General features: G+C 44.0%; 10 protein-coding genes and 1 pseudogene. 5 read left to right on the plus strand and 6 right to left on the minus strand.

Translation table 11 applies throughout. The annotated features are described in order from the left end of the window. Positions 1-56: 56 nt before the first annotated feature. The 3 genes from NXX38_RS11915 to dxs all read right to left on the minus strand — a co-directional run bounded on the left by NXX38_RS11915 (position 57) and on the right by dxs (position 4,854). Entirely contained in the window at positions 57-1,508 is a 1,452-nt protein-coding gene (locus NXX38_RS11915) for a TrkH family potassium uptake protein (RefSeq protein ID WP_258979559.1), read from the minus strand. Positions 1,509-1,607: 99 nt separating this feature from the next. Continuing rightward, positions 1,608-2,948: a Trk system potassium transporter TrkA gene (gene trkA / locus NXX38_RS11920; RefSeq protein ID WP_009000401.1), complete on the minus strand. Its 1,341-nt coding sequence runs from the start codon at positions 2,946-2,948 to the stop codon at positions 1,608-1,610. 1 nt (position 2,949) lies between these two features. Continuing rightward, the gene (gene dxs, locus NXX38_RS11925) at positions 2,950-4,854 is read right to left on the minus strand and encodes a 1-deoxy-D-xylulose-5-phosphate synthase (RefSeq protein WP_217722044.1); all 1,905 of its coding nucleotides are present in this window, start codon (positions 4,852-4,854) and stop codon (positions 2,950-2,952) included. Between the two features lie 167 nt (positions 4,855-5,021). Here dxs and NXX38_RS11930 point away from each other — a divergent pair, with 167 nt between their 5' ends. From NXX38_RS11930 to NXX38_RS11950, 5 genes and pseudogenes are all read left to right on the plus strand, one after another. After that, on the plus strand, positions 5,022-6,041 hold the full coding sequence (locus NXX38_RS11930; protein WP_258979563.1) for a GSCFA domain-containing protein: 1,020 nt from the start codon (positions 5,022-5,024) through the stop codon (positions 6,039-6,041). Then, complete coding sequence (locus NXX38_RS11935) at positions 6,017-8,557, plus strand: bifunctional UDP-N-acetylmuramoyl-tripeptide:D-alanyl-D-alanine ligase/alanine racemase (protein WP_258979565.1); 2,541 nt, start codon at positions 6,017-6,019, stop codon at positions 8,555-8,557. Before NXX38_RS11930 ends, NXX38_RS11935 begins: the two co-directional genes overlap by 25 nt. A 196-nt stretch (positions 8,558-8,753) precedes the next feature. Beyond that, positions 8,754-8,972, plus strand: coding sequence for a twin-arginine translocase TatA/TatE family subunit (locus tag NXX38_RS11940; protein WP_117934729.1), 219 nt, complete (start codon positions 8,754-8,756; stop codon positions 8,970-8,972). A gap of 11 nt (positions 8,973-8,983) precedes the next feature. Then, positions 8,984-9,820 (plus strand): twin-arginine translocase subunit TatC, encoded by an 837-nt coding sequence (tatC, locus tag NXX38_RS11945; RefSeq protein ID WP_167511837.1) that lies wholly within the window; start codon positions 8,984-8,986, stop codon positions 9,818-9,820. Beyond that, positions 9,783-13,275 (plus strand): annotated as a pseudogene (locus NXX38_RS11950) (AAA domain-containing protein). The gene tatC and the pseudogene NXX38_RS11950 overlap by 38 nt, the downstream one beginning before the upstream one ends. Before the next feature lie 394 nt (positions 13,276-13,669). Here NXX38_RS11950 and NXX38_RS11955 read toward each other — a convergent pair. From NXX38_RS11955 to NXX38_RS11965, 3 genes are all read right to left on the minus strand, one after another. After that, positions 13,670-15,187, minus strand: a complete 1,518-nt coding sequence (locus NXX38_RS11955) for an MFS transporter (RefSeq protein ID WP_195648542.1) — start codon at positions 15,185-15,187, stop codon at positions 13,670-13,672. 267 nt (positions 15,188-15,454) lie between these two features. Beyond that, positions 15,455-16,375: a 5-dehydro-4-deoxy-D-glucuronate isomerase gene (gene kduI / locus NXX38_RS11960; protein WP_148366599.1), complete on the minus strand. Its 921-nt coding sequence runs from the start codon at positions 16,373-16,375 to the stop codon at positions 15,455-15,457. A gap of 24 nt (positions 16,376-16,399) precedes the next feature. Then, on the minus strand, positions 16,400-17,803 hold the full coding sequence (locus tag NXX38_RS11965; protein WP_074636950.1) for a PTS galactitol transporter subunit IIC: 1,404 nt from the start codon (positions 17,801-17,803) through the stop codon (positions 16,400-16,402). Between the last annotated feature and the right edge of the window lie 248 nt (positions 17,804-18,051).

Raw genomic sequence — 18,051 nt, forward strand, 5'->3', positions numbered from 1 at the left:
TCATAGGTATGAGTATTTTTTCTCATAGGGATAAGTATTGTTGAGAATTTGAGTTTTTAATTCTTCTTCCAGAAGTCGGAAGTGAAAAGCAATAATACAGTAAATAATTCCAAGCGTCCCAAGAGCATTAAGAAAGAAAGCAGCCATTTGGCAGCATCGGGCAATGCACTCCACGAGAAAGCCGGGCCACATGTGCCGAGACCTGGTCCCATATTGCCTATACTTGAGATTATTGTTCCTATTGATTCCAAGAAACCGACTCCTAAGCCCATCATGACAAGCACGCTGATGATAACAAGAACTACATACAAAAAGGTGAAAGCCAATACAGTAGACTGGATGGAAGGGGAAATAACTTGCTTATTTACCCGCACCGGGAGTATGGCGTTAGGGTGAAGAATATGTTTGAATTCATTTTTCACTACTTGAAACAGAATAACCATACGAATGCACTTGATCCCCCCTGTTGTACTGCCGGCACAAGCTCCGATAATCATCACAATGACGAGGCAGCCCCAAAGGATGGAAGGCCAAAGCATATAGTCAGCTGTGACGAATCCCGTAGAAGTTTGCAATGAGATCACTTGGAAAAGCGATTTCCGGAATGCCTCCTCTACTCCCATAGAAGAAGTCTGATGGAGCCAGACAGCAATGAATAGAGTGAAGAATGAAACACAAATAAAGTAGAACTTCAGTTCCGCATCATGTAAGAACTTCTTAATCTTCCCGTTAAACATCAATAGCAGCAATGTGAAGTTAATACCTGAAAGGAACATGAAAATGGAAATTACATAGTCTATGTAAGGTGAATGGTAATATTCAATGCTGGCCTGTTTGGTAGAGAACCCACCGGTACTGGTCGTTGCAAAAGCATGACATATACTATCGAATATACTCATGCCACCACCTATTAATAAAATAATCAGTGTTCCCGTCATTCCGGCATAAATACCCCAAATCCATTTAGCGGTGATGCCAATGCGGGGATGCACTTTGTCATGAGTAGGTCCACTGGCTTCTGCTGCGAATACCTGAATTCCGCCCACACCGAAAATCGGCAGAACGGCAATGGTGAAGAATACAATACCCAAACCACCTATCCATTGCGTCATAGCCCGCCAGAAAAGTATTCCGTGGGGCATCGACTCTATATTATTCAGAATAGTGGCCCCCGTACTGCTAAATCCGGACATCGTTTCAAAAAAAGCATCTGTAACATTGGGAATATATCCTCCTATATAATAAGGTAACATTCCGAAAAGGGAAAAGGTAACCCATGCTGCGCTGACGATGACATATCCATCGCGACGATTCAAGGATTTCACTGCGTCTTTCCCGACGGCAAGCAACAGAACGCCGATACAGGCTGTGACAGCAGATGAAATCAGGAAACTCTGCAAGTCATTCTCTTTATAAAAAAGAGAGACCGCTCCACAACATAACAGCATCGCTGTTTCTATCAGAAGCAGAAAGCCCAGAATCCGGAATATCATCTTTGAATTAATCATAAACTAGTATTAAGTATCAGGTATTAAGTATCAGGTATTAAGTATTAGTCGGTGAAAATGGGTTGCTACGGTTAATATTTAATACCTGATACTTAATACTTAATTAAAGAACTTCTCAATCTTTTTAATCATCATACTCAAACAGAATACGACTACATGGTCGCCGGGACGGATTTGTGTATCACCCGTCACCAAGATACCTTCTCCGTTGCGGATCATTCCTCCGATGGTAGTACCCTTCGGGAGTCCCAGGTCTTTAATCAGGTGTTTGGTGATTTTAGCACCTTCCGGTACAGTGAATTCAGCAACGTCCGCATTGGCAAAAGTAAGACATTTCACATTAGACACGTCGGCATCCAACATCATTTGGTAGATATGGCTGGCAGCAATCATTTTTTTATTGATAACAGTACCGATGTCAAGACTTTCCGCCATACCGATATAGTCGATATTCTCTACTTCTGCCACCGTTTTTTCCACTCCCATACGTTTAGCGGCGAGACAGGCTAGAATATTTGTTTCCGAGTTACCGGTCAGAGCTACAAATGCTTCGGTATTCTTTAGTCCCTCTTCGATGAGCAAATCCATGTCGCGACCATCTCCGTTGATAATCATTGTCTTATCATCCAGTAACTCTGTCAGGCGGTTACAACGGTTCAGGTCATTATCTACTATTTTTACCTGCATATAGTCCGGCACATATTGTGCGGTACGGACTGCGATGCGGCTTCCTCCCATAATCATCACATTGCGTACGTCGGCATAATCTTCCTTGCCGGCTATCTTACGAATATAAGGAATATACTTGCGGGTAGTGGTGAAATAAACAATATCATGCAATTTAACGACATCGTCTCCACGGGGAATAATCGTCTCCGTTCCGCGTTTGATGGCTACTACGTGATAAGGTATGTTAGGACCGCCTAGCTGATGCAGCGGTATATTCAGGATTTCAGCCTTTTCGCGCATCTTCGTACCAATCAGAACCAGAGAACCTCCACAAAACTCCCACCATTGGCGTACCCAGCTCATACGCATCGAAGATACGATTTCTTTGGCAGCCAGCATTTCCGGGTAAATCAGAGAATCTACTCCCAGCTTCTGGAAAAACTCTTTATTTTTGGGCAGAAGATATTCATAATTGTCGATACGTGCCACTGTCTTTTTAGCTCCCAGATTGGTAGCCAGCATACAGGCAGTCATGTTACGGCTTTCGTCCGGTGTGACTGCGATAAACAGGTCGGCTTCTTTGACGCCCACTTCCTTTAATCCGGAGATGGAAGAAGGAGAAGCGGCAACAGTCAGCAAGTCAAAATTGGCACTAAGAGCACTTAGTTTCTCTTCGTCATCATCCATCAAGATGATATCTTGCTTCTCGCGCGATAACAGCTTGGCCAAATGGGTGCCTACGTTGCCGGCACCGGCAATAATAATCTTCATGTCAATTGATAAATTCTTTTATTTTAGTCAGAATCCCTTCTTCATCCATGCCGCACAGTTGATATAGTTCGGCCACTGAACCATGCTCTACAAATATATTAGGGATACCGATACGCTTCACGGTTGGTTTGTATTCGTTGTCTGCCATAAATTCAAGGATAGCACTACCCATCCCGCCTTTGATAATCCCGTCTTCGATAGTCAGGACACGTTGAAATTTACGTCCTACCTCATGTAACAGCTCTTCGTCCAGTGGTTTTAGGAAACGCAAATCGTAATGGGCGATAGACAGACCGAAATCAGCTTCTGCCCGGGTGATGGCACGGGCGGCTATGTTTCCTATCGGTCCGATAGTGATAACCGCAAGGTCGTTACCTTCTTTCAGTTTTCGTCCTTTTCCCACCGGAATCTCTTCCAGCGGACACTTCCAATCCACTAATACACCGCGTCCGCGAGGATAACGGATCACGAACGGACCCTTGTCCGGCAATTGTGCCGTATACATCAGGCGACGTAATTCATGTTCGTCCATGGGCGAACTGATCGTCAGATTGGGGATCGGACGCAAACACGCCATATCAAAAGCTCCGTGATGAGTGGGACCGTCTTCGCCAACCAGTCCGGCGCGGTCGAGGCACAAAACAACAGGGAGATTCTGAATCGCTACGTCATGAATGATATTATCATGCGCCCGTTGCATAAAAGAAGAATAGATATTGCAGAATGGTTGCAATCCGTCTTTTGCCATTCCACCGGAGAAAGTAACTGCATGTCCTTCGGCAATGCCTACATCAAACGCGCGTTTGGGCATTTTCTCCATCAGTATGTTCATTGAACAGCCGCTAGGCATGGCAGGAGTGACACCGACAATCTTCGGATTGGCTTCGGCAAGCTCTACCAATGTATTTCCGAATACATCCTGGAAAAGCGGAGGCATTCCTTCAGTGTTAGCAATGAAACGTTCGCCGGTGACCGGATCGAATTTGCCGGGAGCATGCCATTCGGTAGCGTGCTTCTCTGCCGGTCCGAATCCTTTTCCTTTGATAGTATGCAGATGCAGGATTTTAGGTCCTTGCATATCTTTGATGTCGCGCAATACTCTTGCCAGATTCTTTACGTCGTGTCCGTCTATCGGACCGAAGTAACGGATATTCATCCCTTCGAAAATATTCTGTTGCTGTGCAGCCATTGATTTCAGGCTGTTCCCGAAACGTATGAGCGCTTTGCGGCGTTCTTCGTTTAGGATGCCGAGCTTGAACAGCATGCGCGAGAGCTTGAAACGTAGCTGATTATAGCGGTTGGAAGTTGTCAGGTTGAAGAGATACTGCTTCATACCTCCTACACTCCGGTCAATGGCCATGTCATTGTCATTCAGGATAATGAGCAGGTTGTTCGACGTGGCGGATGCATTGTTCAGTCCTTCGAAAGCCAGTCCGCCACTCATGGAACCGTCGCCTATGATGGCTACTACATGGCGTTTGGCATCTCCTTTTCTGGCGGCTGCGACAGCCATACCGAGAGCTGCAGAAATAGAATTGGAAGCATGTCCGCACGTGAAAGTATCATATTCGCTTTCTTCCGGAGACGGGAAAGGGCGGATTCCTCCGAGTTTCCTGTTCGTAGAAAAGGCTTCACGGCGTCCTGTCAGTATTTTGTGGCCGTATGCCTGATGTCCCACGTCCCATACAATACGGTCATAAGGTGTATTGTAGACGTAGTGCAAAGCTACGGTCAGCTCCACAGTTCCCAGACTGGCAGCGAAATGCCCCGGGTTGCAGCAGAGTTCTTTAATAATGTCTTGCCTTAATTCACTACATACCTCCGGCAGTTGCTCCACGTCTAGTTTTCGCAGGTCTTCAGGATAATTGATAGTGTTTAGCAAGTTATATATCGGTTCATTCTTCATGATTCGAGGAAATTTAGTGCAAAAATACGAAAAGAAAGTATATTCGGCCTCCTTTTTTTTATAAAATCTTATTCGGCATAGAGACGTATCTGTTTTTCCGTACTCCCTAAGATTATTGAATCGTGAGGAAAAAGAGGTAGGAAATTGTTTTTTGATTACTTTTGCATATGAAACGTAATGAAATGATGGAAAATCGTATGAACTTTCAAACATCTGTAGAATTGCCTGCCGGGATGCCGCCTGTCAGTCATGCAGATCGTATTCTTCTGATGGGCTCCTGTTTTGCGGAAAATATCGGGAGACAATTAACAGATGCCGGGTTTCAGCTGGATCTGAATCCTTTTGGTATCCTTTATAATCCTTTGTCCATCTCATCCGCTTTGAGAGAGATTATAGGAAATAAAGAATATACCAGTCAGGATTTGTTTGCCTACAAAGACTTATGGCATAGTCCGATGCATCACGGCTCTTTTTCAGCTTTTACGCTCGAAGAAACATTGCATACCATAAATGCCCGTCTTCATCACGCCCATCAAAGACTGCCGGAATTGAACTGGCTAATGGTAACTCTGGGCACTGCCTACGTCTATAAACAAAAAGAAAGTGGACAAGTGGTAGCCAACTGCCATCAACTGCCGGAAAACCACTTCTTACGTTACCGGCTTACTGTTGAAGAAATTGTAGAAGATTATACAGCACTCATCACCGAAATGGCAGCCCATAACCCGAAATTAAAATGGCTGTTTACAGTCAGCCCGATTCGTCATATACGCGACGGGATGCACGCCAACCAATTAAGCAAATCTACCTTGTTGCTCGCCATCGACCGGTTGCAGCAACTGTTCCCGGGACGAGTGTTCTACTTCCCCTCTTATGAGATCATATTGGACGAATTGCGTGATTATCGCTTCTATGCTGACGATATGCTGCATCCGTCTCCTCTGGCGATTCGTTACCTGTGGGAGCGCTTCTCCGAAACCTTCTTTTCCACTGAAACAAAGCAGGTTATCATGGCAGTGCAAGACATCCGCCGTGACTTGGCACATAAACCCTTTCACCCCGAGTCAGAGGCGTATCAACGCTTTTTAGGACAAATAGTGTTAAAAATAGAACGACTTATCGGAAAATACCCGTACTTAGATTTTCAAAAAGAAACAGAACTATGTCATATGCGATTGAATCCATAGCCCAAAGTATCGGTGCCCGCCGTATAGGCAAACATAAAGCGACTATTGATTGGCTGTTAACAGACAGCCGCTCTTTGAGTTTTCCGGAAGAAACTCTCTTTTTTGCTTTAACTACCAAACGAAATAGCGGAGTCCGTTATATCTCCGAATTATACGACCGGGGCGTACGCAATTTTGTAATAACAGAAGAAGACTTTAAATTAATTGAGAATGGAGATTTGAAAATGGAGAAATCTGGGCAGGATGATGATGCGCAGCCAATTCTCAATTCTCAACTCTCAACTCTCAATTTCCTTATCGTTCCCAATCCTCTGAAAGCTTTGCAGAAGCTTGCCGAAGCGCATCGTGATAAATTTAAAATCCCTGTGATCGGTATCACCGGAAGCAATGGAAAAACCATTGTGAAAGAGTGGTTGCACCAGTTACTTAGTCCGGATCGTTGTATCGTCCGTTCTCCGCGTAGCTATAATTCGCAGATCGGAGTTCCTCTTTCTGTATGGCAGCTTTCAGAAGAAGCAGAACTGGGTATTTTTGAAGCCGGCATCTCTGAAATGGGAGAGATGGGAGCCTTGAAACGAATGATAAAGCCTACCATTGGTATTCTGACCAATATCGGCGGTGCCCATCAGGAAAACTTCTTCTCATTGCAAGAGAAGTGTATGGAGAAGTTGACGCTTTTCAAAGACTGCGATGTAGTGATTTACAACGGTGATAACGAATTAATCAGTAATTGTGTCGCAAAATCAATGCTGACCGCACGTGAAATAGCCTGGAGCTGTAAGGATATTGAACGTCCGTTGTATATCAGCCGTGTAATCAAGAAAGAAGATCATACCGTTATATCCTATCGTTATCTGGAAATGGATAATACATTCTGTATTCCTTTCATCGATGACGCTTCCATCGAAAACGTGCTGAATTGCCTGGCAGCTTGTCTTTACCTGATGACGCCTGCCGACCAGATCACCGAACGGATGGCCCGTCTCGAACCGATTGCCATGCGTCTGGAAGTGAAAGAAGGAAAGAATAACTGCGTATTGATTAATGATAGTTATAATTCAGACCTGGCATCGTTGGATATTGCACTCGACTTTCTGGTACGCCGTTCGGAAAAGAAAGGCTTGAAGCGGACACTGATCCTGTCGGATATACTGGAAACCGGACAAAGTACCGCTACGCTCTACCGGCGTGTAGCACAGTTGGTGCAGAGTAAAGGAATAAATAAACTGATTGGTGTAGGGCAGGAAATATCCTCCTGTTCCGCTCGTTTTGATGACGATCTCGAACGCTACTTCTTTCCTAACACAGAAGCACTTCTTACATCCGGCATACTCAAATCACTTCATTCGGAAGTAATTCTGGTAAAAGGTTCGCGCGTGTTCAACTTTGATTTGGTATCCGAAGAGCTTGAATTGAAGGTACATGAAACCATCCTTGAAGTAAACCTCGGAGCGATGGTCGCCAATCTGAACCATTACCGTTCCATGCTTCGCCATCCGGAAACAAAAGTGATCTGTATGGTGAAAGCATTCGCTTACGGAGCCGGTTCGTACGAAATAGCCAAGAGCCTGCAGGAACACCATGTCGATTATCTGGCAGTGGCGGTGGCTGACGAAGGTTCCGAACTTCGCAAAGCAGGTATTACCGCCTCTATTATAATCATGGATCCGGAGCTTACGGCATTTAAAACCATGTTCGATTATAAGTTGGAACCGGAAGTCTATAATTTCCATCTGCTCGATGCGCTCATCAAAGCGGCAGAAAAAGAAGGAATCACCAACTTCCCGATTCATGTGAAACTGGATACAGGTATGCATCGCTTGGGCTTTGCGGTAGAGGATATACCATTGCTCATTCGTCGTCTGAAGAATCAGAGTGCAGTGATCCCCCGTTCGGTATTCTCTCATTTTGTAGGAAGTGATTCGCCGCAGTTCGACACTTTCACTCGTGAACAGATTGAATTGTTCGAGAAAGGTTCGCAGGAATTGCAGGCCGCTTTCTCTCACAAGATTCTCCGTCACATCTGCAATACAGCAGGAATCGAACGTTTCCCCGATGCACAGTTTGATATGGTACGTTTGGGAATCGGACTTTATGGAGTTAGCCCGATAGACAATTCGATTATACATAATGTGAGCACGCTCAAGACTACCATTCTTCAAATTCGGGATGTTCCCCAGGAAGATACGGTGGGATATAGCCGGATGGGACATCTGGTACGCCCTTCGCGTATTGCAGCTATTCCTATCGGCTATGCGGATGGATTAAACCGTCATTTGGGACGTGGCAATGCCTATTGCCTGGTGAACGGAAAGAAAGCTCCTTATGTGGGTAATATCTGCATGGATGTGTGCATGATAGATGTAACGGACATTGACTGTCGGGAAGGCGATCAGGCCATCATTTTCGGTGATGATCTTCCGATTACGGTTTTGTCCGATACGCTGGATACAATCCCTTACGAAGTGTTGACAAGTATATCGACACGAGTGAAACGGGTATATTATCAAGATTAATTCACCACAGAGGACACGGAGCTTTTTCAAAGATACAAATCAGATACTGAAGATACTGACAGCGTATCATGAAAAAAGGACTCTGTGCCCTCTGTGTCCTCTGTGGTGAATAAAAATCTGTGTTAATCCATGTAACCTGTAGTGAAAATGATTATATTTGCAGCAACTATTAAAAACCTCTTTATCAAATAAACTTATGACAAACTTATTATTGTTAGGCTTTTTGCCTAGTGGGTCCGAATGGATTATTATCGCTTTGGTTATCCTTCTTCTTTTTGGTGGAAAGAAAATACCTGAACTGATGCGCGGATTAGGCAAAGGCGTGAAGAGCTTCAAAGACGGTGTGAACGAAGCAAAAGATGAAATAAACAAGGCAAAAGAAGATCTGGATAAACCTGCCGACACAGGTAAGTAAAGCAAGTACGGATGGCAGAAATGACCTTTTGGGATCATTTGGATGAACTGCGTAAGGTACTTTTTCGGGTGATCGGGATTTGGTTTGTTTTGGCGGTAGGCTACTTCATTGCTATGCCCTATCTTTTCGATCATGTGATATTGGCACCTTGCCACAATGATTTCATATTCTACGATTTATTACGGCATATCGGGAAGACATTTGATTTGACCGATGATTTTTTTACACAACAGTTTTATGTGAAGCTAGTCAATATCAACTTGGCTGCTCCATTTTTTATTCACATGTCGACAGCATTCTGGATGTCGGTTGTGACAGCTATGCCTTATCTCTTCTTTGAAATATGGCGTTTCATTAATCCTGCTCTTTATCCGAATGAGAGAAAAGGAGTACGTAAAGCATTGACTATTGGAACGCTGATGTTCTTCATCGGTGTTCTGCTGGGGTACTTTATGGTTTATCCATTGACACTTCGTTTCCTGTCTACTTATCAGTTGAGCTCGGAAGTGGAGAATATCTTGTCACTCAATTCCTATATAGATAATTTTATGATGCTGATTCTCTGCATGGGATTGGCTTTTGAACTTCCATTGGTTACATGGCTGCTTTCTTTGATGGGAGTGGTGAACAAGTCCTTCCTGCGGAAATACCGCCGTCATGCGGTGGTTGTTATCGTGATAGCAGCAGCTATTATTACTCCGACAGGCGACCCTTTCACTTTAAGTGTCGTAGCTATTCCACTTTATCTGTTGTACGAGATGAGTATTTTGATGATAAAAGACAAGAAGAAAACCGAAGAGGAAGTAGAAGATGAAGCTGGAGATGACGTTGCCCTGTCCGAAGAGTGAAGCGATAGAATCTTATGAATTACTTTTAGCTGTTTGCCGGGCAGAAGACGCCTATCTTGCCGTAGGATATAAGCAAATGCGCGACTTGTTGGAGCGTATTTGTCGCGCGCAAATGCAAAACGAAAGTTTACAGATGACCGACCTTTCCGCACGAATTAGTTTTGTGTCGGCTAAGGTGGGTCTTTCTGTTACAGAGCAGAACCGGCTGCATACCTTCCGGTTAACTTCAAATGCTATCCTGAACCGTCAACAAGAGCCCAACCGGGAACAACTCTTGCGGGATGCGAAAACCCTTGCTTTCTTTATCCGTAAACTCTTGGAAGAAGATATCCCTTCGGAACTATATCGGTTACTTCCCCGTGCGGATGCCACCTATTTGGTTGCGCCTCCTGCCCGCGAACGGGTACAGCGGATGCGTGTCTGTTTCCAGTATGCCGACGAACAATATCTGTATGTGACTCCCTTGGATGAAGTTTCGGAGCAACCATACCTTGTCCGTTATAATGTTCCCCAAATCAATGAAGAGTTTGCAGAAACGTGCAAGCTGCTTTGGCGTCATGCGCAAGTCAACTTATTGGATGTAGCCATCGATGAAGCAGGAATCCTGACCCCTTCTTTTATCGTACTCGAACCGGATTACTTGCTCGACATCAGTTCCCTTGCCGAGTGTTTCCGTGACTACGGACACCATCCGGCCAACTATTTTCTTTCCCGTCTTCAACCGATCGAAAATGCCCGTCCTTTGTTATTGGGAAATATAGCCAACCTTTTTCTGGATGAATGGATTCATGCAAAGAGCGAAGAGATAGACTATCGTACCTGTATGCAGAAAGCCTTCCGGCGTTATCCTATTGAACTGGCCGCCTGTTCCGATTTACGAGACAAGGAGAAAGAACGCCAATTCTTTGAAGACTGCAAATTGCACTTCGATCATATTCGTGAAATAGTAAATGACACCTTTCATGCAGCCGGCTATGAGCTTGACAAAACAGATGCCGTGCTCGAACCATCTTATATCTGTGAGGCACTCGGACTTCAGGGACGTCTTGACTATATGCAGCGGGATATGTCTTCTTTCATCGAAATGAAATCCGGTAAAGCGGACGAGTATGCTATCCGGGGCAAGGTAGAACCGAAAGAGAATAATAAGGTACAGATGTTGCTTTATCAGGCGGTATTGCAATATTCGATGGGAATGGATCACCGGAAAGTGAAGGCTTATTTGCTTTATACCCGCTATCCGCTTCTTTATCCTTCCCGTCCTTCGTGGGCGATGGTGCGCCGGGTGATTGATTTGCGTAACCGGATTGTAGCCGATGAATATGGCATCCAATTACGAAACAGTCTGGAGTATACGTCACAAAAACTGGAAGAAATCAATGCTTCCACCTTGAATGAGCGAGGCTTGAAAGGGCGTTTCTGGGAAACATACCTGCGTCCTTCTATTGATAACTTCCAATCGAAGCTGAAAGCTCTTTCCTCATTGGAAAAGAATTACTTCTATGCGGTGTACAACTTTATAACAAAGGAACTTTATACCTCAAAATCCGGTGACGTAGATTATGAAGGACGTACAGGGGCAGCTTCTTTGTGGCTCTCTACGTTGGCGGAGAAATGTGAGGCCGGAGAAATCATTTATGATTTGAAAATAAAGGAGAATCATGCTGCTGATGAACATAAAGCCGGACTTACTTTTTCTTTTTTTCAAAAGAAAAAAGCAGGGGATGCTTTGACAAATAAGATCCCCGTAAATGGGACTACCGGAAGTGATATTACTGAAAATGGAAGTCTCTGAAAGTAAGATAATCGGAAATAGAGCTCTTGAAAGTGAAACTTTTCTTCCTAATTTCCGTCAAGGAGATGCTATTATCCTTTATGAACGGAATTGCGATGCAGATAATGTCACCAATAAAATGGTTTTCAAAGGTAATATTGAATACCTGACAGAAAATGAAATTGGTATTCGTTTGCGTGCTACCCAGCAGAATCCATCCGTGCTTCCTGCCGAAAGCCTCTATGCGATAGAACATGATATCATGGATACTACATTCCGTTCCATGTATCAGGGCTTGTATGCCTATCTTTCCGCCGCACAGGAACGTCGGGATTTGTTGTTATCGCAGCGTTCTCCGAGGTTTGATGAATCATTGGATTCTCTCATTTCCTCTTCGAAGGATGATTTTGCACGAGTTGCCCTGAAAGCAAAAGCCGCACAGGATTATTTCCTTCTTATCGGACCTCCGGGAACGGGCAAGACTTCATGCGCCTTGAAGAAAATGGTAGAAACCTTTCATGCAGACAAGGATGCGCAGATTCTTTTGCTTTCCTATACCAACCGGGCGGTTGATGAGATATGCAAGTCGTTGGCTTCCATTGCCCCGGCAGTTGATTTTATCCGGGTGGGAAGCGAATTATCCTGTGATGAAGCCTATCGCGAGCATCTGATTGAAAATGAGTTATCTTCTTGCAACCGTCGTTCAGAGGTCTACGAGCGTATTCGGAGTTGCCGGATTATCGTAGGGACCGTAGCGGCTATTTCCGGTAAACCGGAACTGTTTCGTCTGAAACACTTTGATGTGGCTATCATTGATGAGGCTACTCAAATATTGGAGCCGCAGTTACTGGGTATTCTTTGTGCCCGTGGAGAAGACGGGAAAAATGCAATTGATAAGTTTGTATTGATTGGAGATCATAAGCAACTGCCTGCCGTTGTTCAGCAAAACACCGAACAGGCGGCAATCTATGATGAATCATTACTGTCTATCGGGTTGAGTAATCTGAAAGATTCTTTGTTTGAACGCCTTTACCGGAGCTGTACGGCAGCCAGTTCATCGTCCGCTATTCAGCGTTCCTATGATATGCTTTGTCGTCAGGGACGTATGCATCCGGAGGTTGCCTTATTCGCCAATCGTACTTTTTACGGAGGTCGTCTGATTCCTGTCGGACTACCTCATCAAATAGAGGACTCGGACACGATCTGCCGTTTGGCCTTTTATCCTTCTGTACCGGAGAAAGCAGGAGCGTCTGCCAAAATCAACTATTCGGAAGCACGTATCGTTGCAGATTTAGCCGTTCGCATTTATGAACACCATCAGTCGGATTTTGACGAATCCCGTACCTTAGGAATCATTACTCCTTATCGGAGTCAGATAGCATTGATAAAAAAAGAAATAGAATCAGTAGGTATTCCGGTTCTGAATCGCATTCTGGTTGACACCGTGGAGCGGTTTCAGGGAAGCGAGCGTGATGTAATAATCTATTCCTTCTGTGTCAACTACCCTTATCAATTAAAATTTCTATCCAATCTGACGGAAGAAGAGGGTGTTTTGATTGACCGGAAACTGAATGTTGCCTTAACCCGTGCGAGGAAACAGATGTTCATCACAGGAGTTCCCGAACTCTTGGAACGTAATCCACTCTACAAAAGTTTATTAAAATTAATAGAAGGCTCCTGAAAAATTGCATCATTTTGCAGATGTTAGTTTTTATTCTCTCTTTATGCAATTCATTAACACCTCTATATTGAACAAACGCCTATATTTGCAACACGTTTTTTTCATAGAGATTTAGATTTAAGGTTAGAAGAATTGTGGAAGTCGTGAGACTTCCTTTTTTTTCATCTTAACGTTTACTATACTTCATTATAGGAATGCAAAAACACTGTTTTAAGTGTTACGTTTAAATATTTTGCAGGAGGATGATGCAGGATAAGTAAACCTAAAAAGCCTTCTTCGTGAGAAGAGGCTTTTTTATTTTTTTCATTTTTTGAATAATTGGTTAAAAAACAAAAGAGTAATCCGGCGACGGATTACTCTTTTGTTTTTATGGATAGTATCTATTGATATGGAATTAATCCAATACGATAGGTTTGTATTTCGGAACTAATGCTTTCATGATGATCCAACCCAGCAAGTAAGCTACTGCACACACGCAGAAAATAATGAAATATCCGGCCGGTTTACCTTCAAAGCCCATGAATGTCATGGCAGGGTGTACGAATTGCGCTCCCTGTTCCAGCAACTCTTTCGTCATTTCGACTTCTTTACCGTCAACCATCGTTGTTCCGGAAGCATATACGAATAAGTTACCTGCTACTTTCTGAAGAATCATGGAGCCGAAACCACCTGCCATACCACCAATACCAGTGATACTTGCGATAGCTGTTCTTGGGAACATATCACCTACAGTAGAGAAGATATTAGCCGACCAGGACTGGTGAGCAGCGCCACCGATACCGATCAAAATAACCGGGAACCATGGAGAAACCGTGCCTAACGGCTGTGCCAACAATACAACCAATGGGAAGAAGGCGAAGATCAACATCGCTTTCATACGGGCTGCATACGGATTCATACCTGTTTTGTTGATAAAGATAGTAGGCAATTTACCACCGTAGATAGACAACATTGTTACTGCATAAAGCGTAAAAATCAATGCCATACCTAGTGGATCGGAAGTTTTGATACCGAATTGAGTATTCAGGTAAGACGGAGTCCAGAAAAGGAAGAACCACCATACGCCGTCAGTGGTAAACTTACCAAAGATGAAAGCCCATGTCTGCTTGTAGCTGAAGCATTGCCAGAATTTCATTCTCTTTTCATCTTTTTCGTCTGCCATCGGCGCACTACCAGCTTCGCGCTGGTCTTGTTCGATATAGTCAAGCTCTGCCTGGTTAACGTGTTTGCTTTTCGACGGAGCATCGTACATGAATACCCAGAATCCCATCCAGATGAAACCAAGTCCACCAATTACGATAAACGCCATTTCCCAACCGAACATTTTTGCCAGAATAGGAATGGTAAGAGGAGCGATCAATGCACCGATAGAAGCACCGGCGTTGAAGATAGAAGTAGCGTAAGCACGGTCTTTCTTAGGGAAATACTCTGCAGTTACTTTAATTGCAGCGGGGAAGTTACCGGCTTCTCCCAAAGCGAGGATACAGCGGGCAGCAAGGAAGCAGTACATACTGACTGTAGCAATGGTGACTACCACATCTCCTGTGGCACCTGCCAGTTCTGCTGCGCTATGCAGACCTACCTGTGCTTCTGTGATAACGCCACAAACGGCATGAAGACAAGCACCTGCCGACCAGACACCGATGGCCCATAAAAATCCTTTTTTAGTTCCCATCCAATCGACAAAGCGACCGGCAAACAGCATACATATAGCGTATACAATGGAGAAAACAGAAGTAATAGTACCGTAGTGAGATTCGTCCCAGTGGAATTCCGGTTTGATAAATTCGTCCCACGTCAATGAGAGAACCTGACGGTCGAGATAGTTAACTGTAGTAGCAAAAAATAGCATAGCACAGATGGTCCACCTGTAGTTTGTCATCTTTTCGCCTGTTTTTTGAAATGCATTCATGATAATGGATTTAAATAGATTTTGTTTCGTTGACAAAGGTCGGCATTTCGACTGAATTTTATTTGTAAAAATTGGTCAAAATCATGTATTATTCGTTGCATTATATATGGATTTTGTTACATCTTATTATATAATAGGTAACGAAGTGTTTGTTCTTTGGGGGAAGAATATGTAAAATCCGGAAAACTTCACCCCTTTCTCCTGCGAGAGAAAAGAATGAAGTTTTTCGGATCATTGATTATATGTATGAATAGGAATACGCAACGGTTAGCGCATTTCTGTATATTTGATCTTGTCCATGTCTCCATAGTCGAGGTTTTCACCAGCCATACCCCAAATAAACATATAGTTACTTGTTCCGGCAGCAGCATGGATAGACCATTCCGGTGACATGATAGCCTGCTCGTTCTGCATCCATACGATACGTTCTTCTTGAGGTTCGCCCATGAAGTGGCAGATAGCATTGCCCTCCGGTACGTTGAAATAGAAGTATGCTTCCACACGACGGGAGTGAGTGTGTGCCGGCATCGTGTTCCATACGCTACCCGGTTTCAATTCCGTCAATCCCATCTGCAATTGGCAAGGACCTTCTTCAAGTACATTGTTGACAATCAACTGGTTGATAACGCGGTCATTACTTTCTTCCATCTTTCCGGCAGCGAATGAATTAGCTTTCAGGGAGCCTTTGCGTCCGTCAATAGTGATCAATTGAGTTTTGTACTCTTTGTGAGCAGTCGCCGAGTTGATGTAGAACTTGGCAGGATTGCTGGAATCTTTGCTCTTGAAAGTCACTTTCTGCTTGCCTCTACCTACGTACAAGGCATCTTTGAATTTCAGCGTGTATTCTTTACCGTCTACAGTTACAATACCTTCGCCACCGATGTTGATAACACCCAGTTCACGGCGTTCGAGGAAAAATTTAGCTTTCAGCGGATCGATTGTTTCCAGAACCAGTTCTTTGGTTGCAGGTACTGCACCGCCAAAGATCAGACGGTCGTACATCGAATAAGTAAGGTTAATTTCATTCGGAACCATTACTTTTTCCATCAGGAAGCTACTACGCAAGCGGTTTGTATCATACGTTTTCACGTCTTGCGGACTGCAAGCCACTTGCATCTTGTAATTCACCTGGGCAGAAGCAGACATCGCTGCGATACCCAACATCATTGCAATTGCTAATTTTTTCATCATCTTTTCTTTATAGGATTTATATTATTCTTTATTGGTTGATGCATTTTTCGCGTCATTCCGGGTCATGCGGATACGGTTGTAAACAGCCATACCGAGTGCCAGCGCGACAAGGATAGCCGGACCGATAATCTTCAGACTGTAAGTCAAGTGAAAGATACCCCAGCAGAAGAGGCTGGAAGCGAAATCGAGTGCTCCACCTTCGAAACCGGCGGGAATATTCACTGTCGGGTCACCCGTTGCAGCATATACATCTTTGGCAGCCAGCGTGAAGAAACCTGCTAGTCCTGTGACGAAATACAGTCCGACTGTTAAAGCTACCAGACCGATAATGAATGATTTCACTACGTTACCTTTTGTAATAGGCAGAATCATCGGGAATAAGTAGAACATACCTGCCAGAGAAGCCAACGGTAAGAAACGGTTGCCCGGAAGGATAACAGCCAGGAAGATCGTTACAGGGATCAAAAGCAAAGATACCACCAACGTAGTCGGATGACCGATTACCAATGCAGGACTCATACCGATGCTCAAACCGGTGTTATTCTTATATTTTTTAGCGATCAACTCACGGGTAGCGTCAGAAATCGGTTTCAAACCTTCGATGAAAAGGCTGGTGATACGTGGAATCAACTCCATCACCGCACCCATCTTGATTCCTAATCCTAAAATCCCCGGAATACTGTCCAATACTTCTTTCCAACTGGCACAACCCAGTGCTCCGATACCGCAACCGATGACTATACCCAGAAACAACGGTTCACCCATCAATCCGAATTTCTTTTTCATACCTTCAGAATCGATATTCAGTTTGTCGAATCCCGGAATTTTATCAAGTAGTTTGTTGATTACAATAGCAAACGGAACAAAACTTTGGCAGAAAGGCTGTGGAATAGAGATACCCTCCATTTTATCATAGAACTTTTGGAAAGCGGGAGCAGTCATATCCGCCATTACCAGTGTAATGATGTAGCAGATGATTGCAGCGAAAAATCCCCAGAAGATATTGTCGGAAGCAAAATAAACGATCGCTCCGATAAAGGCGAAATGCCAGTAGTTCCAAAGGTCGATGTTGACAGTGCGGGTTGTTTTAGTAAGCAACATCAGCAAATTAACACCCAGACAAACCGGAATAATAAAAGCACCGACAGATGTGTTGTAGGCAACTGCTGCTGCAGAGGGCCATCCCATGTCGAAAATACCCAGTTCCAATCCGTAGATTTCTACCATTTTACTTAGTGCAGGGCCCAGGCTGCTGGTAAGCAACGCTGTGACTACTGATAAACCGACGAAACCGACACCTACCAATAAACCGCTTTTCAGCGCTTTAGAGAATTTAATACCGATACATACTCCTAAGATTGTGAAAATGACCGGCATCATCACTGCCGCTCCAAGACCGATAATGTACTTGAATACTTCTTCCATTCTGTTCTATTTTTTCTCTGTTTTAATGATAAATTACCTGTGTTTCCCCCAGAGGGTATTAGTTGTAAACCGTGCCAAAAGTACGACCTTTTCCGCTTTCTTCCAAAACGAAACTCTTAATTTATCAGATATTGCATAAAAAATGGACATTTTTGACGTTTACGTGCACAAAAATGGTCGTTTCCGTGCACGAAAAACAAAAAATGCACCTACTTGACTAAAAAATCCTATCGGGTTTGGAGGAAAAA

The organism is Bacteroides sp. BFG-637 (genome assembly GCF_024793605.1).
Lineage (GTDB): Bacteria > Bacteroidota > Bacteroidia > Bacteroidales > Bacteroidaceae > Bacteroides > Bacteroides vicugnae.